Source organism: Aminobacter sp. BE322, assembly GCF_050433525.1.
GTDB lineage: Bacteria > Pseudomonadota > Alphaproteobacteria > Rhizobiales > Rhizobiaceae > Aminobacter.
In genome coordinates this window covers 1-21206 of sequence record NZ_JBNPXB010000013.1, presented here as the reverse complement: position 1 = coordinate 21206, position 21206 = coordinate 1, and the positions used below count along the sequence as shown (strand labels likewise).

The following is a 21206-nucleotide window of genomic DNA, read 5'->3' as shown; positions in this document are numbered from 1 at the left end:
CGGCGTCAGCTCGTCTTGTTGTAGACGGCGATCGGCACGCGCTCGATGCGCGAAGGCTGACCAATGCCGAAGAGGGAGAACTTCTTGCGTGGGGTTTGCTGGCCGCGCAGCTTGCCGTAGCGCTTGTTCGCCTGGTCCAGCTTCAGCTTGGCGTCGTCGGCGCCCTTGGCGGCCAGGTACTCGGCGGCTGCGTAGAGCACGATCAGTCTGTCATCCAGGTCCGCTCGATCGCCGTCGGCAACGAGCGGCTTCAGCTTGCGGATGCCCGTGATCTTCAGATTGCCTTCCAACGTGAGCGGATCGGCGTTCGTGTCGGGGATCGGCCAGATTTCGACCTGCTCGTTTTCGGTGATCTTCCACCGCTGCGGCGGCCATTGCCGCTCGCCGAGATCGCTGTCGTAGGCCGCGTAGTGTTCGGCGTCGATGCCGGCTTTCAGCGCGCAGTAGACCTGATCGTGCCGGACCTCCATTTTGGTGATCCGGTCGATGTCGAGATCGGCGGGCGTGTCGTAGTAGCGCTGGCCGGCTAGAAGCGGCACGATGCGCTCGACGCGCAGGATCGGCCAGTCGAAATCATCCCACAGCCATTCCTGGACGCGCTGGAGCAGCTTGATCTGCGTGTCGCGCGCCTGCGCGTTATGCGCAGGGTTCAGCGACACGCGAGTTTCGGCCCGCAAGTCGTCCAGCAATTTGACCAGGGTGGTCCCGCGGGCCATGTGGTGGCTCCTTACTCGAAGACGCTCTCGTCGCCGCCGACGCCATCGTTGATGTCGCCGATACCGTCGTCTTCGCCGACATCATCGGTGCTGGCCGTGGTTTCGGCATCGCCCTGCGCGGCGGCCGGTTCTTCGGCCTGCTTCGACTTGCGGGTGGCTCGCGGTTTGGCGGAGGCCTTGGCGACGTCCTGGTCGGGAGCGGCCTTCCTGGCGCCGACGCGCGTCTCCGCCTTGAAGAAGCTCTCGTCGAGGTCGTCGATCTCGTCGAAGCTCTCGAAAACGCGCGCCGCGACGCCAGGGAAAAGCATGTCGACCGCACGCGACCGGCGCGACCCGTCGGGCTGGACAGAAGCGTAGATTTCGATGAGACGCTGGCGCTCGGCGCGCGAAGTGCGCGCGACTTCGCTGATCGGTTCGATTTCGGTCACGGCATCGTCGCCGTGGATCACGCGGAGAACGGCCACCTCGGCGGGCGTCACGTCGTATTTCGGAACGGTATTGCCGGTATCGCCACCGATGGCGAGAAGGATGCTGGCAAGCTGCATGGAACTGACCTCGAATGGTTGAGAGGAAAAGCGGGGCCGCAGCCCCGCTCAGTCGAGAAAGACGTCAGAGACGGTCTTTAATCGCCGTGATGATCTGGTTGACCTTGGCGGTGAGCGACGCGAGCTGATTGGCAAGCGTGGCTTCGGTGTAGGCGGCGGGCACGTCGACAATGGTGTTGGACGCGTTGCCGCCCGAGCTGTCGGTGAGCGCGACCAGTTCTTCGACGGTGACGAGGCGCGCAAGGCCGAGCAGGATCGAGGTCCCGGCCGCCAGGGTACCGCCCGTCTTGTTGGTGACGGTGACGTCCGACGCGCCGTAAGAGATGTCGAACTCGTCGTCCGCCTCTTCGTAGCGGTCGTTGCCGTTGACAATCATGTACGCGGTGGCCGACGCGTTGATGCCGGTGAAGTTCGCCTGCGCGTAGCCGGACGGATACGCGGCAGTGAAAGTGCCAGCGGGCGACGCGACGGCCGCTCCTAGCGTGAGTTCAGCAGTTACAATCGACATTTGAGTTCTCCGAATGCCTGTTGATGGGGAAACGGGGCGCTGTGTCAGCGCCCCGTGTCAGCCAACATCTTACGCGATATCATACACGCCAGACGTGTTGAGCTGCTTCGCGATCATGACGGCGGTCGTGGTGATGCCGTTGTACAACACGTAGCGGTCGTAGGGCCGCGCCGGGTTGTGCTTCTTCATCCGATTGCCGTCCATGTAGAGCAGCCGAACGCCGGTGCGGCCCATGTCGATGGCGTAGCAGCGCTTCGCCAGGCCGAGGTCGTCCATCGTCGGATCCCACTCGAGCTGAAGGCCGCCGTGCTTCGGATCGGGCATCGCGCCATCGGCGTTGTTCTGGCCCTGCCAACCCGTCTGGCTGTAGTAGCCGTTCGAGCGGAGCTCCTTCTTGTAGCCGTCGATGAAGTCGGAGCCGGCGAAATAGCGAACGCGCGTCGAGCCGTTCTTGTACTTCGACCGCGCACGGGCTTCCTTGTCCATGAACTCGATCAGCGCGCCGCCATTCGCGGCGTTGACGGTGATCGCACCCTGACCGCCAGCGGCGCCGAATGCGGCGGTCGCGGCGCGGTTGCGCCACCAGGTGTTCGCGACACGGCTGATGCTGCCGGTGGAACCAGCGTTCGGGTTCGCCAGAAGCAGGGACGCGATACCGGCCAAAGCCTTCGGGTCCGCCGCGCCGTCCTGGTGGAGCAGGCGGTCGAACGAGAAAGCGTAGTCTTCGCCGAGCGTGTCGTTCTTCTCGTCCAGCAGGTTCGCCAGAGCGTGCTCTTCGCGGCCGTCCATCGCGGACGTGTCCTGGTCAGCGCCGTCCTCGACGATGTTGATGCCGTCGATCTTCAGCTCGGTATGGGTGACGACCATACCGATGTGGTGCTCCTTCCACGGGAAGCGCGCACGCTTGATGCCCGTCGGGTTGTAGTAGGCGACCTGGTCGTCGCCCGAGTAACCCTGGAGAGAGCCGCCGCCCTGTCCGGCCTTGACGGCGAACGAGACGTTCTCGTTGCCGCCGGAGAACCGGCCGGCTGCCTGGTTGAACGCTGCGAGCATCGGCTTGTTGGCAACGTTCTGCTTCCAGACTTTGCCCTTGTCGATGAAATTCTCGAGCGCGGCGTTGTTGATATTCGCGATTTCGTCAGCCGTAAAAGCCATGGCTGTTGACCTTCATTCCGTGGTCAGGCCCGGCGACGGTTGGCGCGGACGATGTCCAGCGTCGACACGTTCTCGGGCTTCTGACCGCCTGCGACTTGTCCGCCCGTGACGGGACGGATCTCTCGCCTCTGCTGAGAAGGCGCGGGCGCTGGCGGCCGGAACTGGTCGTTCACAGCCTTGTACGCACGCTTGAGCTGGTCCTTGACGCCCTCGGGCGTGTTGGGCCGCCCCTCCTTCATCTGGAGGAAAGCGATCTCCTTCTGGAGCGGTTCGACTTTGGCGCTGAAGTTCGGGTCTTTGATCTGGCGGTCGCGCTCCCAGTCCTCGGCAGCCGTCAGCAACGAAGTCCGCAGAGTGGTTTGCTCACGGCGTTCGCGCTGCTGCTGTTCGAAGGTTTGCGCCGCGGTGACGGACGCTGCCGTCGCGCGCGCCCGGCTGATCTCAACTGCGCCTTCCTGGCTGAGTTCGCCACTCTGGACGCGAGTGCGGAGATCATCGGGAAGAACCTCTCCGGAAGCGATAAGCAGCTTCTGGACCCACGGCTTGATCTGTTTCCAGGCTTCAGCCGGGTTGGTCTTCGCAAGCCCCATGACCGACAGGCCGTCTGCGGCTTCTTCGCCGGTGAGACCCGCCTGTTCGAGGAAATTCTGCACATTCTGGTAGCGAGCCGCGTCCTGTTCGAACGCCTTCGACTTCCTCAGAAGGTGCTGGAAGCGGGGATGCTTGTGAAACGGGACGTCTTCATAGTTCTCGTCGTCCGGCTTCTTGGGCTCCGCGCCTTGACCCTCGTCTTCTTCGCCTTCGGCTGGCGAGGCCGCCTGCGACTTCGCCTTGCTCTCGCCGACCACATCGCGGACGACGGAAAGCAGGTCGTTGTCTTCAGTTTCGCCTGTCGCGGCGGACGAATTCGCTTCAGCAGGCTTGGCGGCAGGCGCCGCGGTATCAGCCTGTACGTCCAGGTTGGGATCGGCGGACGGCTCCAGATCCTCGATATTATCGTCCAGGGAAGGCATGAAAACTCCTGTGTTTCCGCGTTGATAGATACGCTATGTCCGGCGTTGTCGCAAGCCATAACATACAATTGACCTACACCTGATTGCTCCCGAACGCGGCATCCGTGCCGGGCTGCGCCGGGGCCTGTGGGGCGTTATTGGCGCCCTTTCCGCCCTGCGCATTCGGATCGCTCGCTGCGTCGGCCATGTTCGGCTGCGCGTTGGTGTTTTGCGCGACGATCGCGGGGATGCCCGAGACGATGGCTTCGGTAAGGTCCATGCGATCATCCAGCCGGCGCAGCGTTTCGCGAGCCAGCCACTCCGGGTTGATGTTCGGGATCTGGAGCAGCAGCGGCACGATCTGCTTCCAGTTGTTGATTTCGACGGCCTGGTTCGGCTTGCCGGTCGAACCCGCCTCGACCTCGAGGAAGACTTCGCCTGCGATGTCGGCCAATGTCACGTCCGGCCAAACCGCGCCGGGGCCGACGACCTCCATGACCTTTTCCTCCGACATCTCGCGCTGAAGGACCTGGCCGGACGCCCTGGCGATGACTGTCAGGAATGCGTCGAGGTCGTCGATGCTGGAGCCGTCGGAAGCATTCGTCGAGTTGGCGGCGATGGCGCTCTCGGTGGCCGTCGATTTGGACACGCCGCCATACTGCGCTTCCTGCGCGCCGCCGACGAGCTGCATGTCGGAGAATAGCTGGCCGGTTTCGTAAAGGTTCGGGTCGACACCGGGCACGGGAACGACTTGGAGAATGTCTCCGATCTTCGCCGTCGGGTCCATGTTGAGCCCGAGCGCTTCGAACGGCTTCAGGTTCTTCAGAGCCAGCGGATTCTCTTCGTCGAAGATGCCGTTGGCGAAGACATAGCGCGGCCGCGCTGCGTAGCGGTGCTCCCGAAGCCCCTGACGCGACCGATTGTACTCCCGCTGCATGTCGAGCAGCAGCGTCACATCGGACGGCGGGAACAGCTCCTTTTCGCTCTCGACTGCATTGAACGTGAGCGCGTAGACCGGCCAGAAGTCCTCGACGAACACGTCCGGCGCGGCGGGCGGACGAAGAAAGCCGTGATACCCGTCGGCGACGTAATAGACGAGCCCGGAGGGCTTGTCGTAGTGCTTCCACACACAGACGAGACCGTTTTTCTTCTTGGACGGCGGCGACCATTCGTAGTCGTCATCCATGACGTCGTTGGAGCTGATCTCGCGCGTTGATCCGGCGCCGGCGGAGTAGCCGGTGTAACTGTCGCCGAGATCGACCTTGAACAGCTCTTTGACTTCGTCGACCGTGTAGCTGTATTCGAGGGTGAGGTGCCGGGCTCCGATGAAGCCGTCGAGCTGCTTGCACAGCCGATCCGGAATGACCTTTGTCGACTGCGGAAAATCGACGATCAACCCTTCGCGCAGAATGATTTCCGGCTCCTGCTGGAGTTGCGCAACAGCGTGCTCCAGTTCGGCCATCTCCCCGTCATCCTGGCTGAACTCGCCGTCGCCGAGCTCTTCGGTCAGATTGCGGAGGTGGTCGAGCCGCGCCCGAGCGTCGGCCAGCTTCTCGGTCATGCCGGGCCGCGGGCCGAACTCGCGCTGGAAGCCGAGCTCGATGTAGCCGACGCCGGTCGTACTGGTCCGCCGGACGAGTTGCTTCATGCCACGCTTGAAGTCGACCGGCTTCTGCTCGCGAAGCGCCTGCGCAAACAGGATCTCCAGCGTCTTGCCGTAGCGCGTGAGGAACTGGCGGCGCTGCATGCCCTGCTGGAAGTCCGCGATGAGCGCCTGAGCCTCCTGCGCGCCGGGCGGAAGCTGCGGCTCCACCACGGCGGGCATTCCCGTCGCCTGATCGATCGGCGCCGCTGCCTGGGCCTGCTGTGCCACCGCGACCGCCTGCTGTACCGCCATGGCAGTCTGGAACGCCAACTGAAGCGTCTGCGGGTTCTCATCCCAAATGGCGAAATCGAGCGTTTCGCGCCGTTTCGCCGTCGCGCGGGGGTTCTTGGCGTAGAGGGCCGCCGTCTTCATCTTGACGTGGCGGCCGGTGACATTGGCGCGATAGTTGTTCTCGCCCCAGTTCTCTTCGGCGCCCCACATGGCGACCTGCATGTCGCGCCGCATCCGGCCGAAGGCCTTGTCGTGGTGGCGCTTGTCTTCCTTGATGGTGCGGATGATCTGCTCGACGAGCTTCTTGTCGCGCTCCGGAATGGGCGGGTTCTTGCCGTCATCGGTGACGTCATCGGTGACGTCGACCGGCGTCGCGTCCATCTGTCCGGCGTTGTCGTCCTCAAAATCCATCAAAAACCTCCAGCCGCTTCGAGCGCGCGCTGCTCCTGCGCCCACTTGTCGGCCAGCTTTACCCAGGCCAGCGTTCCGAATTCGGGCTTTTCGAGCCTCTTCTTACCAGAAGAATTGCTCGGTGCGAACTGGCTCTGTAGGCCGAGCCCGATCAGCGACAGCGTGTCGACAAAGTCGTCGTGCGTCCCGTTGGGGAATGCCATCATCTGGTTGATGGCCTTTTCCGTCCACGCAGCTTCCTTCGGGAAGTAGAGCTTGCCCATGGCGACGCGGCCGACCATGGACTGGGCGCGTGTCGCCTTGTCGCCGATCGGCGTAACCTCGCGCACGTTCATAAAGGTGTTCGTCTCGAGCATCCGCCGCCGCAGGAAGGGGCCGATCGACTTCGAGATGTGGCCCTTTTCCGCCCACCAGACGAGCGGCTTCATGTTGCCGCGCGCCATGTTCAGCATTGCCTCGACGACAATGTCGGATTTCGCCTTCTGCCAGAAGCACTCGAGCAGATAGATATTCGCCTGGCGGTCGACGCCGAATTTCAGCAGAACCGTGAAGTCGTTGCGCTGGCCGGTAGCGACGGCATGGTCGCTGGCGCCGTAGATGCGCAGGTCTTCCGGCAACTCGCTCGGACGGTAGAACTTGATGTTCTCGCGCCGGTAAAGATCGCCGTCCAACAGGCTCGGCCGCTGCTGATAGAGCGCTTCGAAGCCGAGCGGATCAAGGCTGCGCTGCTCTTCCAGAAAATCGAGATCGAACTTGTCCGGGCCGTCCGACCACAACGCTTCGCCGGGCTTACGGCCGAGCGGATCGTCCTCGTCGGCGATGGCCGGCAGGTTGATGATCTTGATCTTCTCGGCGAGCTTGCGGTTGTAGTGCGGGTTTTCCGGGTCCGTGAGCCGGCCTATCGGGTCGTCGTTGTGCCAGCGCGTGAAGGTCATGATGACCAGCTTCATGCCCATGCGGCGGGTCATCGCGACCTTCGTGAACCAGTTCCATGCCTGGTCACGGATCGCCTGGCTCTGCGCTTCCTTGTCGTCCTTGATGAGGTCGTCGCAGATCAGGATATGCGCGCCGCGGCCTGTCAGCGAGCCGCCGCGGCCGACGAACGACCACTGGCCGCCTAGAAGCGTCTGGAGACGGTCGGAAGCGGCGCCGCCGCGGCGCAGGCCCGTTTTCGGGAACACCTGCTTGAACTGCGGCGTGCTCACGATCGCGCGGACTTCCTTGCCGATGTCCGCCGCGAAGTCGTCGTTATAGGTCGCGACGACGCCGTTCCACTCGGGGAGTTTGCCGATCACCCATGCCGGCAAGCGTTTCGACACCTGTTCGGTCTTGCCGTGTCGTGGCGGCATGGTCAGGATGAGGAACGGAATTTCGCCCTTGACGACCTCTTCGATGACACGCGCCAGGGCGTCGTGGTGCCGCGCATTCTTGTAACGGGACTTGTTGACGTCGCTCGGATCCTCACTGTCCGGCATCGTGAACCGGATGAACGGCATGAAGCGGTCGCGCGCCTGCTGCGCCATCTGCACGCGCTCGAGCAGCGCGATCTGCTTGTTGATGGTCTTGACGTCTTCGCCGCGCTGTTCGCGCTGCTCGGCTTCCCACCCGTAGCGCTTGCCGGTCTTCGGGTTGATGGCGTTTGGGTGCGGCACGGCTAACCCTTGGCAGGCAGCCGGCGCTGGAGCCCTTGCGTCTCGCGCATCTGCTCCAGAATTTCCCGCATGACCTTTATGTCGGCCGCTTGCCCGTTGACGGCGTCCTTGAGCTCTTTCAAAGCCTGTGAGGTGGTCGCCTGCGACTGCTCGACGACGGTGATCCTATAGGCCAGATTGTCGATCTTGCGCGCTTCGTTCTCGACGTTGCCAAGACGTGCGTCGACGCGGCCGTCGTTCTCCTTCTGAGCGGCGAGACTATCCTTGTGGCCGCCTTCGTGAGCGGTGGCCCATGCGGTGAATTTCTGGTCCATCGCCCGAACGTCAGCGGTGAACGATCCCCAAGTGGTGCCCCAGGCGGCGAGGCCGGCGCCGAACCCGATCAGCGTAATGATCGTGTTCAGGTTCCACTCGATCTTGCCTTTGGGCGGCAAATGCATATCAGCTTCCCGCGACACGCTCTATTTCCAGCACTTCTGCGCCACGCCGTAGCGGTCGGTTGTCACGATCCAGCGGGCGAGCGGTTCTTCCTGAACTGCCAACCGCGCCGGGTCATTTGCCTTCGGCGGCTTGGTCCAGCCCGCGCAGTTGCTCGCATTCGTCTGGCAGGCCGCCAAGCTGATCGCACAGAGCGTAAGCATCAAGGTTCTGGACATCGCCTTCGATCGCTTTCCTGGTCTTGTAGGCCTCTACCGTGGCCTGCAACTGATCGATCCGACCGGCGTTCTTGCCCTTCACGTAGCCGGCGCCGAAGGCCAGCCCGACGATAACGGCGGCGACGCCGATCTTGTAGAGCAGGGCGGTCACGCGCCGCTGTCTCCCGTGCCGCCGCGCCGGCGCCGCAGGTATTCGGTCAGCACGCCGTTGACGAGCAGGTAAATGGGCAGCCATTTTGCCGGCAGCACCGGTGCGACCAACTGCGGATCGACGTAGGTCGCGATGCCGGCCAGTAGGCCGACAAAGGCCTGGGCGCGAGCCCAAAAGATCGTCTCGCTATTGCGAAAGAAGCGGCGGATACGGTCCCACATTAGAAGAAACTCCCTATCCAGCGGAAGGTGTCGCCGATCCATTCCGACGCGGCGTAGACCACGCCCATGGCGCCGGCCGCCAGGAGGCTGGTTGCCGCGGTCATCGACTTGCTGCCGGGCTTCTGCGCCGGCTTCACCGGGTCGGCGAAGCTGTCGACGATGCGCGGCACGGACTGAACCTCGGCGAGCACCCGTTCGACGTCCTCCGGCCTGACGAGCGCCTTGTTGAGGCCGTCGCCGGCGTAATAGGACTGTCCGCGCTTCAGCTTGCGGTGCGCGCCCTGCGTGGGTTCGAGGACGGGGAAGGACGCCCATTCTTGCGCCAGGCGCTTGGCGAACTCGTTGCGGTCGATCTTGCCCGTCATGAACGACAGGAAGCCGCGGCGCTTCAACAGCGCGAAGCCGAGACGGTCCTGCACGGCAGCCGTGAACTTCTCGGTCGGGTCGGCGAGGCCTTCCTTGACCTGCTCCTTGAGCGTCGCGTTCATGTGCTGGTAGGCGCCGGTGGCGCTGGAGCCGAACTTCTTCGACCAGCCCGGCTGAGCCTTCTGGATCTCGGCGATGGTCATCGCGGTGATCGACTTCGGCAGCTTGTCCTGGTTGTGGCCGAAGATCGTCTCGTAGGCGCCAGCGTCCTTGCCGGTCTCCGTCTCGCGGATGAACTTCAGCAGCACCTTGCCTTCGTAGGGAATGTTCTCGGGCATGTCGGATGTCCATATTTGTTGGCCGTCATAACATACAGTTGTACGCGCTGGCAATCGGATGCCTGGCGCGCGAAATTCGAAGACGGTTGAAAGCCGGCCGTTCCCGCTACAACTTCTTGGGATGGGAGGGCTTTCAGATGCCAAGGATCGAGGTAGGCGATACCGTCGTCATAAAATGCGAGGTGACGAAGCTGGTGGGCGATCTAATCGCCGTTCATATCCCCGGCGTTGGAACGCCAGTGTCAGTCTATGAGAGCAGCATTTTTTCGGTCGAGAAGAAGTTGTCAGCCCCGAAGAGACCGACAATGCCGAAGGGCTGGAAGCCGCCGAGGGACGTGGGGGATTAGCGACAGCTAGTCAGCTGACCGCTCGAAGAAGTAGAAATCCGCGAAGCTGGTTTCGTTCTTGTTTTGCCGGTCGAACGGATAGCGGTTTGGGACGTACTTAATCAAGGACCACTGCCCGGCCTCGGCAATCGCGTCGGTGAAGCGGCGATGCCTGACATGCGTGGCTTTGGCCCACTTGTCGTAGTTGCTGGCATAAACCGCGACGAAGCGATGTGACGAGCCGAGCAGCCGTTGCATGTACTGGAGGTATACGGCGTCCTCGACCAGGTGGTAGACGACATCGAGGGACAGCGCCAGGTCATGGGTGCCGACATCGGCGCCGGAAACATGGAACTGTTTCGACGCGTCCCCTTCGAAGCGCTTTCGGCACGTCTCGATAATGGTCGGAGAGACATCGAGCCCGACATATTCCGGGTACTTGGCGAGCTCGAGCTGAGCGCCGTCGCCGCAGCCGTGCTCGACGACCGTTTTGACCCCGTTCTCAGTGACAAACGCGTTCAGGATTTCGGCCTTGAACTCGGCCAGTCTGCCGTATGACCCTGCGCCGGAGGTTCCGCCGTCGCGATAGCGCCGGTCCCAATATTCACCTGAGCGGAAATTCCCGCTTTTCCATTTTCTGAGCAGATTGAACATCTTCGAAACCCTAAGCACGTTGCTTACTCGCTTAGTAGTTTCCGACCTCCGTCGCAAGGGTTGTCAATTGGGCCATTGCATCGCGGGCAGTTCGCTCAGAAGTGTTTCGATGGTCGGCTGTGGCCGCTGCCCGGCCAACACTTTGTCAAGTTCGGTGTATGCATAAGCCCACACCGCATCCCGCCAGGCAACGAAAGCCGAAGCCTCGCCGGCCCATTGCGAGTTGGTGCTCCCGAGATATGTCGAGATGGACACGGCATTGTCGTAACGGCGTTCCTGCGCCTTGGCGTCGAGCAACGAGACAATCGCACCTTGGTAGTCCTGCACGTTCGGTAGCGGTGCGGGGCGGATAGTGATGACGTTCATTCTGCATCCTCCTGCGCGGCCTGTTCCGCAAACCACGCTTCGGCACCGATGCCGTACCCATCGGGCGTGCTGAAATCCGCCGCCCAAAGTTCGCGTTGGCTGCGATCTGCAGGAATATCCGCTTCATCTATGATGCGAAACGGGAACCCTGCGGGCACGTCCTTGCGAGCTACCTCCGAAAGGGGAAGCGGGGATAGGGGAGTTCCGTCCCCTCGATGGCAGATAAGAACGGCGACGCCGCCGCTCAAGGTCGGATAAATGATGCGCTGGACCATTTTCATCAGTCTCCAAATACAGCAATCGAAACGAAGTTGGCGTCGTTCTGCGTGCTACTGGACGAGTAAGTGCCGACGCGGACGGTCGTGGTAGTGACGGAATTAATCGCTATCCATCGGCCATTCCCTGAGCCGTCAGTTCCGCCTGAGCCGACTGCTGAGAAGTTCGCGTTGGCCATAGTGATCGACAGATTGGCGGTATAATCGCCCGTTGCGTTGTCGGTGATTGACGTCACATTGTAGCTGTCAGTAATGGCCACGGTGCCAGTGCCGTTGAACCTAACCCGCGCCTTGGCTATGCCTTGATGACTGCCCATGGTCGAAACAGACGGAACGCGTCCGGTATCCGTTCCGGTAGCTACCTCAGCGGCGGTCGCAAGTTCTACAACGCCGGTTGCCGTGTCCGATGCTGCCTGTTTCAGGTTGCTGAACGCTGTTGCTGCCGTGCTCGCGCCGGTACCGCCATCGGCAATGGCAAGGTCAGTACCGCCTGTCCACGTTCCGCCCGATATCGTAGGCGTGTTGATCGTCGGACTGGTCAGCGTCTTGTTGGTGAGCGTCTGCGCCAGCGAGGCCAACCAGGCCGCCAGATTGGTGAGCGTCAACCGCTTGGAGGCCCACGCGGCCGCGCTGTCGGAGATCGCAAGCTCGTCGGCGCCCGTCGGCGTGGCCTTGTCCGTCAACGAGTGGATCGCCGCCCCGATGTTCCCGACGACCGACGCGGCGGCCTTCATGGCCCAATGGAAAGCCGAATAGAGCCCGCCCGAGACGGGATCGTCCTCGGCCTTCGCCGCCCAATCCTGGGCCAGTGTCGCCGAGCCGGCCGCTGCCGTTGCCGAATTGGAGGCGTTCGTGGCCTGGGTCGTCGCGGTCGCCGCGCTGCCGGCAGCCGCTGTCGCCGAATTGGAGGCGTTCGTGGCCTGGGTCGTCGCGGTCGTCGCGCTGCCGGCCGCTGCGGTGGCCGAATTGAAGGCGTTCGTGGCTTGGGTGGTCGCTGTCGTCGCGCTCGCGGCTGCTGCTGCGGCACTCGCCGCTGCGTCCGCAGTCGCCGCGGTGAAATCCGCCACCAGATCCCATTTGCCGGCGGCGAGATCGTCTTCGAACGACAGCCCGGACGTGTGGCTGACGATGCACCGATAGAACCCGGCGCCGTAGAACACCGTGTCGCGCACGACATACGCCACGCTGGCGGCCCATTCGGACGGCGGCTCGAAACCGAAGCCGTTCAACTCGTCCTTGAGCTGGTCGAAACCGATCGACTTGTTCCCGACCGCCCCATCCGAGCGCCGGACGTCCTTCACCGCGTCGACGAGCTGGCCCACGGACAGCGCGATATTCGCCATGTCGTTGTCGACCTGCGGCGCGGGCAGGGGCTTGGACGGGTTCGCCGTCTGGTAGTTGCTGTAGCTGTAGCCAGGAACGAATTTGGTCGGATCGGCCACCGGAGAACCCTCTTTGTCGGCCAATGTCTACCGTCAAAATGGACAAAAAACAAGGCCGCCGGGCGAGGTGGGGCGGCGGCCTTGTCTGGTGCGGATGTCTTGAGAGGACGGTTCTATGTTGGCCGTTGTCGGCCAGTTTGTCAAGCGACGGCGGACACGGTTTCGGAGAGCCTGGTGCGGAGCAGGTAGCCCTCAAGCGCCCAAATCTTGTTGCGGGCGTTGTCGAACGCGATCTTGCGGCCGATCTCCGCGTCGAAGTTCGCCGGCGAGGCGGCCGCGCTCTCGCCGATGACATGGAAGCCGTTGCGCAGGGTGAGCGCGCAGACGGTCAGCGTCGTGCCCGGAAAGACGTGGTAGGCCGCGTCGACGATCTGGCCGTCGATGTGGTCGGGCGTGAGCCGGGGAGCGTTCAAATTCTTGCGCTGGAGTTCGGCTTCGAGGGCCTGTTCGTCACGGTTCGCCATGGTCTTCCTCTTCGGGCTAGGCGGCTGCGTTTCAGACGCCGGTCGCGGCGTTATGTCCGGCAATGTACGGATTGAAGGCTGACAGGACAAGACATCCCGTTTCGTTTTTGGGGCGAATTTTTCTGTGAGCACCCGGCACAGCCACCGGATCGGCGAGCGGACTATGGCCGGGGGGCCGGGTCCGGCCTGGTGGCCGGCGAGGCGGTCGCGCGTGGCCGGCGAGGCGGTCGCGCGGCGCGCTAACTGTCTCACTAATACAGTTAGAAGCCTTGCAAACTAAGGCTTTGCGCGCCGTTCTTGCGCACTACCTGCGCACAATCACTCGAAAATGTCGCCGCCCTGGTCGCTATCGTCGATCGCCGACGCCTCGAGCTCGAGCACCGGCTTAGCCTTGTCGGCGGCCAAGCGCTTCAGCTCGTCGATGGCCTTCGCCAGCTCGTCGGGCGTCATTTCGTGCGGATCCTTGCCCTTGAACGCCTCATCGCGGCCTAGCGTGCGGTCGAAAACGACCTTTGAGGCCTGGACGCGCGCGCCGGCTGGCGCCTTGTCGTTGTTCAGGATCGAAACAATCGTGCTGACGGCCGCCGGCAACGCCTCATTGAACAGCCTTTCGAGCTGCACGCGTGCAATTTCGGCCTGGACTGCCGGCCTTTGCAGCGCCTTATCCGCGTTGCCGCTAATCGCGCTCATGCCGGCTTGGTGGCGCGCAAAGGCCTTGTTGCCCGTCGTGGCGTACGCCTCCGCCAGCACCTTTTCACCCCTAGTTAGCTTACCGTCTTTGCGTGGCATGTGATGTAATAACGTTACGTTTGTGATGTTATACAGTTACATCGGATGGCGGCGGTACGCAATCCAAGGGCCGAAAAATTCTGTTTGACAGTGTCTATTATTATGTGGCATACAACCAACATACAAACCGACAGAAAGGAAATGCCACCATGAAAACCGCACTCGTTAACGCCGATCTCTTCCGCATCGCCGCCGCTTTCCACGACAGGGCGGCGAAGGCGCTCGCGGAAAAGTTCGAGTGGCGCGGCGGCTGGATGGGTGGCGGCCTCGAGTACGGCAATTGCTATGTGTGGGTGCCGTCAGCCGCGCCGAGTAACGACGGCGTTTCGTTCTTCGTGCTGGCGAAAGGCGTCTGACCATGAACAGCTTTCAGAAATGGGTGGACGACTACGCGCGTGCTTTTGGCTTCGTCGTCACGTTGCGCGGGAATTGGGTGGAGCTACTCAAGGACGGGGAAACGTCCGAGTGCATGAGCGTTCAAGGCGTGCGAGCCGCTTGCGGAAGGGATAGGCCGTGACCGATCTAACCACACTTTCCGCCAAGAAACTCCACGAATTGATCACTCGTCGCAACGCTCGTTGGGCCGAGGTTCTCGACGCGACCATTGCGGCAGGCATGGGCCAAATGCGTTTCGCGGATATCGTCGAGCTCGCCAAGGGCAGTTCGCTATTAAGCAAGGCCAACCTTGCCCGCGACTACCTCAACGCGCGCTTGGATGTGAAAGCCGCCTGGGATGAGCTCGACGCGCGAAAGGCGTATCACGGCAGCGATAAGCCCATAAAGCGCGAGGGCCGCCTTTGACGTGGATCCTGTTAGGCGCCGCGCTCATCCTGATAGCCGCGGCGCCCGCCATCATCTTCGGCCGTTGTGTCGGCCATATCGTTTCCCGATTGAAGGGGCGCCGTTGAGGCGCCCTTTACTTTTGCCTGAACGTCGGCCATTCCTTCGGACAAATTGTCCGCTGAACCTTTCGCCCACAACTCGATACGAAGGCGGGCGGATGAGCGGCGCGCCCTTTCTCCTGCGCAACTTTCACGGTTCGGGAAGCGATACGTCATGGTCCGGCTTGTTTCTGGCGCTGCTTTAATCGTCGTCATCACCCTGCCCGCGCTTTTGGCGGGGCGGTGCATTGATCGCTTGGTGACACGCGTCTTCGATCGCTAGGTTAAGTTTGACATTGCGAGAAGTATATCATACCTTGGCGATGGGTTTGAACGCCCGTCGCTCGCGGTTAGAAGGTTATCCGAAAGACCCTTCACCCGCACACAGAATTGGTCCAGGGGCCGCACGCATCATGTCCAGGGCGAAAGCCTAAAGGCGTGCGGAGCCGTCGAGCGCGGTTGTTCAACCCCTGGATCAACATTCCTTTGAACGGGATACGCTCATGGCCTTAATCATCGACTTTCGAACTCGCCTTCCGCTACCTCGAGCTACCAACTTCGCGGTTCTCGACATCATCGAGGGCGGTGTTCCACACGACGACCGCCTGTTGTTTGATGGATTGGCGCCGAGGTCGCTTGTCCAAAAGCTTCAGAAAATCTGCGACGAGCACAACGAGGCGCTCAAATGAGACCCGCTATAATCAGAAAGGGCGACTTGTTTGCGCACAACGGCCAGCATTACTTTTGTGTCTCAGTGACCCTCGAAAAGTCTACGCGAAGAAATCGACCTCCGTATGAACTGGCGGCTCTCGAAAGTTTGTGCGCGAACTGCGGAAAGGTGTTCACGCAATACGTGGGCCAGAAGACGACCTTCTACGACAAACGCTGCCGCAAGCACCGTGCACCGGGCAAACCCGTCAAAGCGGACCGAACGGTGTTCGGCTAGACCTGTGCGCACCCGCCCTGACGTCGGGTGCGCACAATTGTCCAACCTTCCGGACCTTGCCCTTTACCGTTGGCCTTCGTTTCCAAATGGATGGTGCAGCCGAAACGCGCGTCCGGCGCACGTTTGTCGGCGACGAAAACACGAAAACCGCTCGCCTCGTAGTAGTCACTCGGTGTGACTAAAGTCTCGGCCATGAATTGGGCGATTGACATACCTTTGAACGACGCGAACCTACTTTCTTCAACGTCGGCCTGTTGGGTTGTGCATGCCGATAGCGCGGCCGCTATTGCGATTAGCTTGATGGACCGCATGCGTCTCCCCTTTGCGTCGGCCAATTCTGGACAAACTGTCCTACATAGTTTTTTCCTATTCCGCCACCGAGATCGGGGAGGCGGGCGGCGAAGCGGCGGGCGAAAGTCGCCGCCTCCACCGAAGGTGTGTAATAAGGCAACTTTCGCCAACGACTTTCGCCAACTTTCGCCACCAATGAAATCAAATACTTAGCTAGGGACTTTCGCCAATTGTCGGCGACTTTCGCCCGACTTTCGCCCGACTTTCGCCATTTGACTTTCGCCTAATGAAATCAATGACTTACAGCGGACCATGCGCAACCCTCGCCGAACCCTCGCCTAACCCTCGCCGCCATTTTAGCCGAAAATATCTTCATTCTGGACAGCATGTCCGGGCGCCGCCTTCACCTTCAAGCCTATCAGCCGACGCTTTGCGGACAGGGTTTCAACGGCAATAACGCCCGTTTGCTGCCACAGCGCCAGCAACTCTTCAGCCTTCGCAGCGTCAAATCCGAAGTCCATCACCATGCGCCGGACTGCGCGCCGCTCAACAGATGCCTGGGGCGCCAGGGACCACGGCTCGCCCGCAAGCCACGCCGCGTCCATCGCCCGCAACACGGCCACAGCTATATCAGGCGTCAATTCCACACGGGGGCCGACGCCCATCTCTGCGCGCTCGACGACCAGCGAAGACCGGCCGTCGGACACGGTCACGGTGTCAAGCCTGTAGTGCTCGCTCCAACCGTCCGGCGCCGCCTTGATCTTCTCCGCGTAGAGCTCGCCGACGGTCGCGCCCTTTTTCCTGGTTAGCCGGAAAACGAAGTCGCCAGCGCCTTGCAGCACCGTGGATCCGCGCATATCGCCGCTCTTGCCGGCATGGTGAACGCCTATGACTGCGCAGGCAAAGGCGCGCGAGACCACGTCGCACGCTTCGGCGAATAGCGTCATATCCTTCTGCAAGTTCTCGTCGGCGCCAGGCAGGGCGCGCGAGACGGTATCGACGACGACCAGGACGGGGTGGCCGATCCGATCGGCGACGCCGCGCAGCGTGCGCACCAGCTTGGCGATGTCGTCCGCGCTCATGAACTTCACGGTCTGCTCGAGCACGAAAAAGGATTTAGATAAATTGTCAGCGAAGCCCCGCCTGTTCAACCAGGCGCGGATGCGGTCGCCGAGATCGAACGCACCTTCCGCGGCGATGTAGACAACGGCCGGCGTGTCGGTGCCGGGGTTGATCTCGTCGCCGTGCCAGGTCGGCACGCCGTGGGCGATCGATAGCGCCATGTCCAGGGTAATGAAGGTCTTGCCGGCGCCGGGCTCGCTGTAGACGAAGCCGACCGACTTCTGCGGGATGTGGCGGCCGATGAGCCACACAGGCGGCGGACGGTCGAACAGGTCGCCGATTGACAGCAGCGGGAAGACATCGGTGTTCTCGCGTTGAGCCTCTTTGGCCGCTGCGACCTCAAAGGGATTTAGCTCGACCTGGGGCAGGGTGTCGATGTCGTCGAACCATGCCTCCGCCAGGCTGAAGGCACCGTGCGAGTGCTGCTCGGCGAGCTCGTAGAGCCAGCCCGCGCCGCGGCGGTAAGGCGGCTTCATGCGGCGCCAGTCGGCCTCGACGATATCGGGATCGTTGTCGCCGTCCGTCCATCTGGCGCACCAGTCGTGGTAGAGCTCCAGCGCTTCTAGCTGGTCGTCGGGCAGGGCGGCCTTGATGGCGTAGCCGTAGTCCCTGTAGGCCTCGCGGGTAGGGAAGATGTCGGAAGTGTTGGGCGTGGCCTCGACGGCCTTCCTGACCGTGTCCAGGGCGCCACGCAGGGCCTCCTGGTTGACGTCGGTCGATGCACCCTCGCGGACGATAGGGGCTACGGCGGGAAGCGCCTTCTGGAGGGCCGACATCAGGCCGTCGATTTGAGCCGCGCTGAAGGCCGGCAGATCGTCGAAGTGGACGATCTCGCGCGGCCATTCGTAGGGGCTCTGCGTGACCGGATGGATGCCGTGGGCGACGAACTGGCGGCCATCGCTCAGGATCTCGACGCGGTCGGTAAGCGCGTTCCGGTCGTTGCGGGCGCCGAACTCGACGCGCGTGTAGCGGTAGGGCTCGGAGGTACGGCAGAGATAGAGCGCCTTGGGATATCGGCCGACGCGGACGGGGAGCCTGCCGAGGTGTTCTTCGACGAGGTCGCGGACGATGCGCGCGCAGTCGCCATCCATCGTGTCGGCGTCGATGGCGATCAGGCCGTTGCCGGTCTTGATGCCGACGCCGGCGCCCATTTCGTGCCAGCGCTCCAGGTCGCGCGTGTCGGCCTCGTAGGGGAGCCAATCGAAGCCGGACCATAGTCCGTCGCGGCTGCGCGTGCCGGGCGTCTTACCGCGGCCGTCCTGCTTGGTGCCCACGCGCTTGAACAGCGACGAGCGCCCGGAGATTTGTGCGTCAGGCGGGATGATCGGGATCAGCCGCGAGTAGCCGAGCGCCCAATAGGTCGTGAAGGGATTTAGCTTGACCATGTTCATTCCGCCGTTTCGACCTCGCGGAGCGCGTTGGTCGACACGAAGTCTTCGACCTTCAGGCGGGGCAGCGGGCGGAAGCGGCGCGCGGCGAAACCGAGCTCCAGATAGCCGACGGAACGCTTATCGACCGAGTAGTGCAAAACCGGATTGACGATCTCGGCTAGACGGATTGCGACCCGTCCATAAGGGTCGACGAACGCTTCGCGAACTGTGTAGACGACGCCTCTGACCGGCCATCTGTTTCCTCGCGTCGATCGGCGAGGCCGCCAACTGTCATCGACGAGAACGACGTGCTGGCCCGGCACAAGCGCGCTATATGTCGTATTGTTGGCTTGTGTCGTTCGCGATTTTCGACTATCCATGGTGTTGCCTCTGTAGGTTGAGGGTCATTGTCGGTGGAGACGGCGGTTCGAAAGGACCGCCGTTTCTGTTTTCGGGATCATAACTGTAGGCCGATGTCGGGTGCCTTTGGAAGACGCAACCTACAATACGGTCGTGTCGATGGGCTCAATTCTGTAGACGCCGAACCTCTGCGGCACGCGCGGTCCACCGCCGGCGGTCATCGAGATCGTGTAGCCGAACGGCCGGAGCTCGGCGCGCAGACGCGACAAGATCACCTTCAGCGTCTTCCAGGCATGGGCGACGTGGCGCACGCTGCCGTCAGGGTAGGCCGCGGCAAGCAGATCGTCCTGGCGAGCGCTGGCGGGGTAGATACGCGTCAGGTAGTCGAGCACGAGCCGGTTGCGGGCGCCCTGCGCCGACAGGCTGAACAGGTGTGAGCGCAGCTTGACCTGCTCGTCGGTGAGGGCCTGGCGCATCTACTCGCCTACCCGAATGTGCTCGATTGCCTTGTCGGGATCGGCAGTGCGCCAATCAGGCCAGTCCCGAGCCTCGTTCTTTGCCTGCTTCGCAACCAAAGCGGCAATGACCTGATCTGGCGTATGACCAGCACGCCAAGCCCCGTCGAGCGCGAGAATGGTCACGTCAATCCATTCTGAGATATCGGAAGGATCGGCTTCGATCTCGCGAAGCTCCCTACAGATATGATCGACTACGCCCTTGGTTCTGGAGCCAGGGCCGAATGTGTGGCCTGACCAATCCCGCTGCCTTTGCAAATGGGCGAGCATGTCGAATGCTTCTCCCGATTGGGACTGGGGGGCTTCGAGATAATCGCGAATAGCCTGGACGACGGTCGTTCGATGCAGAGCCGCATAAGGACGGGCGGTGGCGATGGCAAGCGCCTCTTGGTTTAGAACGATCATGGCAAAAACCTCTCGGCAAGGACGTAGACGAGGATCGCCAGCTTCAGCGCGACGCCGACGCGCTCGAAGGGCTGCATATCGTTGATGAAGCGGCGGATCATTGCCGCCCCCAATCGTCCGGATCGCTCAGGAAGTCAGTCGCGCGGCGCCGGTTGCGCCAGACGGCAACGGAAACGGCCGCGATCGAGATCGCGCAGCCGATCACAAGGCCGACGATCATGGCGGTTTCCTGCGAGTAGGTCAGGCTGTTCATTGTCGGGTATCCTTTCTCTGTAGGTCGTGAAAGCAGACAAGTCAGTCGAAGATGTCGGGCGGAGCGGGTTCCGGCTCCAGCGTTTCGGGCGGGAACGCCCTGGCGATGGCAGCGTCGACCGTCGGCGCCGACCACGTAAAGAGCTGGCCGTCCGGTGTGTGGACCTCGAGCGTCACGGTACCGCCTGGCTCGAGCGCATAGACCGCGAAGCCGAGATGCGGATAGGCCGCGCGCAGCTCGTCAAGCGAAGAGGTCGGGCTGAGCACCGGCGGCCTCCCTGTCGACGATCGGCGGCGGGTTGTCGATCAACGCCTGCAAGGCGTCGTCGCCGCGGTTCAGGTAATCCCACAGGATCCGCTCGGTGAGCATGTTGCGCGACACGCGCTGCCTGGCCGCGCGGACCTTCAGAAGGTCCATCATATCGGCCGGCATCCGGAAGGCGATGATCCTCTTCTTTTCGACGCCGGTCGGTGGACGTCCGGCGCCGGGTGCTCGGGTGAACTTCTTCCGGCGTCGCTTGGGTTTTGCCGCCACGCTTGTTCTCCGTTTTCGTCTTGACGTTGCCAATTGTGTATGTCAGTTGTATGCCATAGTCAACCAACAAAATGACATGCACAACCTACAGAGAAGGACGGCAATGATGACTACCGAAACGCACGCAGCAGGCGCAAAGGTCGTAGCCTATAAAGGGTTCGACCTGAATTTCCGGTGCCGGGACCACCAGTTCAAGGTCGGCGAGACCTACGAGGTTGCAGGAGCGGTCAAAGCGTGCCGGAACGGCTTCCACGCTTGTGAGTACCCGCTTTCTGTTTTCGATTATTACGTGCCGGCTACGAGCCGGTTCGCGATGGTCGAACTGGAAGGAGACATGGACGTCGAGGTCGACAAGATAGCCGCCCGGAAGATCACGATCGTGCGCGAGCTGACGCATTTCGAGATGATCGACGCAGCCATCAAATACACGCTGGCCCGTGTAACGGCCGAAGAAGGCGCGACCGCCTCGGGCTATCAGGGCGCGGCGACCGCCTCGGGCACTCGGGGCGCGGCGACCGCCTCGGGCTATCAGGGCGCGGCGACCGCCTCGGGCTATCAGGGCGCGGCGACCGCCTCGGGCTATCAGGGCGCGGCGACCGCCTCGGGCTATCAGGGCGCGGCGACCG

31 protein-coding genes are annotated in these 21206 nt (G+C 62.4%); 5 read left to right on the top strand and 26 right to left on the bottom strand.

The genetic code is table 11. The features are described 5' to 3' along the window. Window positions 1-5: 5 nt before the first annotated feature. From J2X50_RS17545 to J2X50_RS17495, 11 genes are all read right to left on the bottom strand, one after another. The gene (locus J2X50_RS17545) at window positions 6-716 is read right to left on the bottom strand and encodes a hypothetical protein (protein ID WP_429096843.1); all 711 of its coding nucleotides are present in this window, start codon (window positions 714-716) and stop codon (window positions 6-8) included. Window positions 717-727: 11 nt separating this feature from the next. Beyond that, a complete protein-coding gene (locus tag J2X50_RS17540; protein WP_429096841.1) occupies window positions 728-1261 on the bottom strand; it encodes a hypothetical protein in 534 nt (177 codons plus the stop codon). Between the two features lie 64 nt (window positions 1262-1325). Beyond that, entirely contained in the window at window positions 1326-1769 is a 444-nt protein-coding gene (locus J2X50_RS17535; RefSeq protein ID WP_429096840.1) for a hypothetical protein, read from the bottom strand. Window positions 1770-1838: 69 nt separating this feature from the next. After that, window positions 1839-2924 (bottom strand): phage major capsid protein, encoded by a 1086-nt coding sequence (locus J2X50_RS17530; RefSeq protein WP_429096839.1) that lies wholly within the window; start codon window positions 2922-2924, stop codon window positions 1839-1841. Window positions 2925-2947: 23 nt separating this feature from the next. Continuing rightward, the gene (locus J2X50_RS17525) at window positions 2948-3937 is read right to left on the bottom strand and encodes a hypothetical protein (protein ID WP_429096837.1); all 990 of its coding nucleotides are present in this window, start codon (window positions 3935-3937) and stop codon (window positions 2948-2950) included. A 73-nt stretch (window positions 3938-4010) separates the two neighbouring features. Further along, the gene (locus J2X50_RS17520; RefSeq protein WP_429096836.1) at window positions 4011-6203 is read right to left on the bottom strand and encodes a hypothetical protein; all 2193 of its coding nucleotides are present in this window, start codon (window positions 6201-6203) and stop codon (window positions 4011-4013) included. Next, complete coding sequence (terL, locus tag J2X50_RS17515) at window positions 6203-7855, bottom strand: phage terminase large subunit (protein WP_429096834.1); 1653 nt, start codon at window positions 7853-7855, stop codon at window positions 6203-6205. Before terL ends, J2X50_RS17520 begins: the two co-directional genes overlap by 1 nt. Window positions 7856-7857: 2 nt before the next feature. Beyond that, entirely contained in the window at window positions 7858-8295 is a 438-nt protein-coding gene (locus J2X50_RS17510; RefSeq protein WP_429096833.1) for a hypothetical protein, read from the bottom strand. 112 nt (window positions 8296-8407) lie between these two features. Further along, window positions 8408-8662 carry a hypothetical protein gene (locus J2X50_RS17505; protein ID WP_429096832.1) on the bottom strand — a complete coding sequence of 85 codons (255 nt, stop codon included), beginning with the start codon at window positions 8660-8662 and terminating at the stop codon, window positions 8408-8410. Beyond that, complete coding sequence (locus tag J2X50_RS17500; RefSeq protein ID WP_429096830.1) at window positions 8659-8883, bottom strand: hypothetical protein; 225 nt, start codon at window positions 8881-8883, stop codon at window positions 8659-8661. The genes J2X50_RS17505 and J2X50_RS17500 overlap by 4 nt, the downstream gene beginning before the upstream one ends. Beyond that, window positions 8883-9587: a hypothetical protein gene (locus J2X50_RS17495; RefSeq protein ID WP_429096829.1), complete on the bottom strand. Its 705-nt coding sequence runs from the start codon at window positions 9585-9587 to the stop codon at window positions 8883-8885. Before J2X50_RS17495 ends, J2X50_RS17500 begins: the two co-directional genes overlap by 1 nt. A 137-nt stretch (window positions 9588-9724) precedes the next feature. Between J2X50_RS17495 and J2X50_RS17490 the strand changes: the two genes are divergently transcribed. Then, a complete protein-coding gene (locus J2X50_RS17490) occupies window positions 9725-9934 on the top strand; it encodes a hypothetical protein (protein ID WP_429096827.1) in 210 nt (69 codons plus the stop codon). A 6-nt stretch (window positions 9935-9940) separates the two neighbouring features. Here J2X50_RS17490 and J2X50_RS17485 read toward each other — a convergent pair whose 3' ends face one another. The 6 genes from J2X50_RS17485 to J2X50_RS17460 all read right to left on the bottom strand — a co-directional run bounded on the left by J2X50_RS17485 (window position 9941) and on the right by J2X50_RS17460 (window position 13864). Beyond that, window positions 9941-10567, bottom strand: a complete 627-nt coding sequence (locus J2X50_RS17485; protein WP_429096826.1) for a class I SAM-dependent methyltransferase — start codon at window positions 10565-10567, stop codon at window positions 9941-9943. 63 nt (window positions 10568-10630) lie between these two features. Continuing rightward, complete coding sequence (locus tag J2X50_RS17480) at window positions 10631-10933, bottom strand: hypothetical protein (RefSeq protein ID WP_429096825.1); 303 nt, start codon at window positions 10931-10933, stop codon at window positions 10631-10633. Then, on the bottom strand, window positions 10930-11214 hold the full coding sequence (locus tag J2X50_RS17475) for a hypothetical protein (protein ID WP_429096823.1): 285 nt from the start codon (window positions 11212-11214) through the stop codon (window positions 10930-10932). The genes J2X50_RS17480 and J2X50_RS17475 overlap by 4 nt, the downstream gene beginning before the upstream one ends. After that, window positions 11214-12650, bottom strand: a complete 1437-nt coding sequence (locus J2X50_RS17470) for a hypothetical protein (RefSeq protein ID WP_429096821.1) — start codon at window positions 12648-12650, stop codon at window positions 11214-11216. The genes J2X50_RS17475 and J2X50_RS17470 overlap by 1 nt, the downstream gene beginning before the upstream one ends. A gap of 140 nt (window positions 12651-12790) precedes the next feature. Then, on the bottom strand, window positions 12791-13114 hold the full coding sequence (locus J2X50_RS17465) for a Gp49 family protein (RefSeq protein ID WP_429096819.1): 324 nt from the start codon (window positions 13112-13114) through the stop codon (window positions 12791-12793). 318 nt (window positions 13115-13432) lie between these two features. Continuing rightward, window positions 13433-13864 (bottom strand): hypothetical protein, encoded by a 432-nt coding sequence (locus J2X50_RS17460; protein WP_429096817.1) that lies wholly within the window; start codon window positions 13862-13864, stop codon window positions 13433-13435. 188 nt (window positions 13865-14052) lie between these two features. Here J2X50_RS17460 and J2X50_RS17455 point away from each other — a divergent pair, with 188 nt between their 5' ends. Continuing rightward, window positions 14053-14259 (top strand): hypothetical protein, encoded by a 207-nt coding sequence (locus tag J2X50_RS17455; RefSeq protein ID WP_429096816.1) that lies wholly within the window; start codon window positions 14053-14055, stop codon window positions 14257-14259. Between the two features lie 157 nt (window positions 14260-14416). Further along, a complete protein-coding gene (locus J2X50_RS17450; protein ID WP_429096815.1) occupies window positions 14417-14704 on the top strand; it encodes a hypothetical protein in 288 nt (95 codons plus the stop codon). An 11-nt stretch (window positions 14705-14715) separates the two neighbouring features. Here J2X50_RS17450 and J2X50_RS17445 read toward each other — a convergent pair whose 3' ends face one another. Continuing rightward, a complete protein-coding gene (locus J2X50_RS17445; protein WP_429096814.1) occupies window positions 14716-15000 on the bottom strand; it encodes a hypothetical protein in 285 nt (94 codons plus the stop codon). Between the two features lie 287 nt (window positions 15001-15287). On the opposite strand from J2X50_RS17445, the gene J2X50_RS17440 reads away from it, so the two are divergent. Next, window positions 15288-15473: a hypothetical protein gene (locus J2X50_RS17440; protein ID WP_429096812.1), complete on the top strand. Its 186-nt coding sequence runs from the start codon at window positions 15288-15290 to the stop codon at window positions 15471-15473. Between the two features lie 253 nt (window positions 15474-15726). Here the strand turns inward: J2X50_RS17440 and J2X50_RS17435 are convergent, their stop codons facing one another. The 8 genes from J2X50_RS17435 to J2X50_RS17400 all read right to left on the bottom strand — a co-directional run bounded on the left by J2X50_RS17435 (window position 15727) and on the right by J2X50_RS17400 (window position 20580). Beyond that, window positions 15727-16041 (bottom strand): hypothetical protein, encoded by a 315-nt coding sequence (locus tag J2X50_RS17435; protein WP_429096810.1) that lies wholly within the window; start codon window positions 16039-16041, stop codon window positions 15727-15729. A 336-nt stretch (window positions 16042-16377) separates the two neighbouring features. Further along, entirely contained in the window at window positions 16378-18417 is a 2040-nt protein-coding gene (locus J2X50_RS17430; RefSeq protein ID WP_429096809.1) for an AAA family ATPase, read from the bottom strand. A 113-nt stretch (window positions 18418-18530) separates the two neighbouring features. Continuing rightward, on the bottom strand, window positions 18531-18893 hold the full coding sequence (locus J2X50_RS17425; protein ID WP_429096807.1) for a hypothetical protein: 363 nt from the start codon (window positions 18891-18893) through the stop codon (window positions 18531-18533). Window positions 18894-19013: 120 nt separating this feature from the next. After that, window positions 19014-19349 carry a hypothetical protein gene (locus J2X50_RS17420; RefSeq protein ID WP_429096805.1) on the bottom strand — a complete coding sequence of 112 codons (336 nt, stop codon included), beginning with the start codon at window positions 19347-19349 and terminating at the stop codon, window positions 19014-19016. After that, window positions 19350-19793, bottom strand: a complete 444-nt coding sequence (locus tag J2X50_RS17415; RefSeq protein ID WP_429096803.1) for a dATP/dGTP pyrophosphohydrolase domain-containing protein — start codon at window positions 19791-19793, stop codon at window positions 19350-19352. A gap of 97 nt (window positions 19794-19890) precedes the next feature. Further along, the gene (locus J2X50_RS17410) at window positions 19891-20046 is read right to left on the bottom strand and encodes a hypothetical protein (RefSeq protein WP_429096801.1); all 156 of its coding nucleotides are present in this window, start codon (window positions 20044-20046) and stop codon (window positions 19891-19893) included. Window positions 20047-20087: 41 nt separating this feature from the next. Beyond that, the gene (locus J2X50_RS17405; RefSeq protein ID WP_429096798.1) at window positions 20088-20312 is read right to left on the bottom strand and encodes a hypothetical protein; all 225 of its coding nucleotides are present in this window, start codon (window positions 20310-20312) and stop codon (window positions 20088-20090) included. Then, window positions 20287-20580, bottom strand: a complete 294-nt coding sequence (locus J2X50_RS17400; protein WP_429096795.1) for a hypothetical protein — start codon at window positions 20578-20580, stop codon at window positions 20287-20289. Before J2X50_RS17400 ends, J2X50_RS17405 begins: the two co-directional genes overlap by 26 nt. Before the next feature lie 103 nt (window positions 20581-20683). On the opposite strand from J2X50_RS17400, the gene J2X50_RS17395 reads away from it, so the two are divergent. Beyond that, window positions 20684-21206, top strand: a 523-nt coding sequence (locus J2X50_RS17395) for a DUF7666 domain-containing protein (RefSeq protein ID WP_429096793.1), incomplete at its 3' end; no start/stop codon positions are given.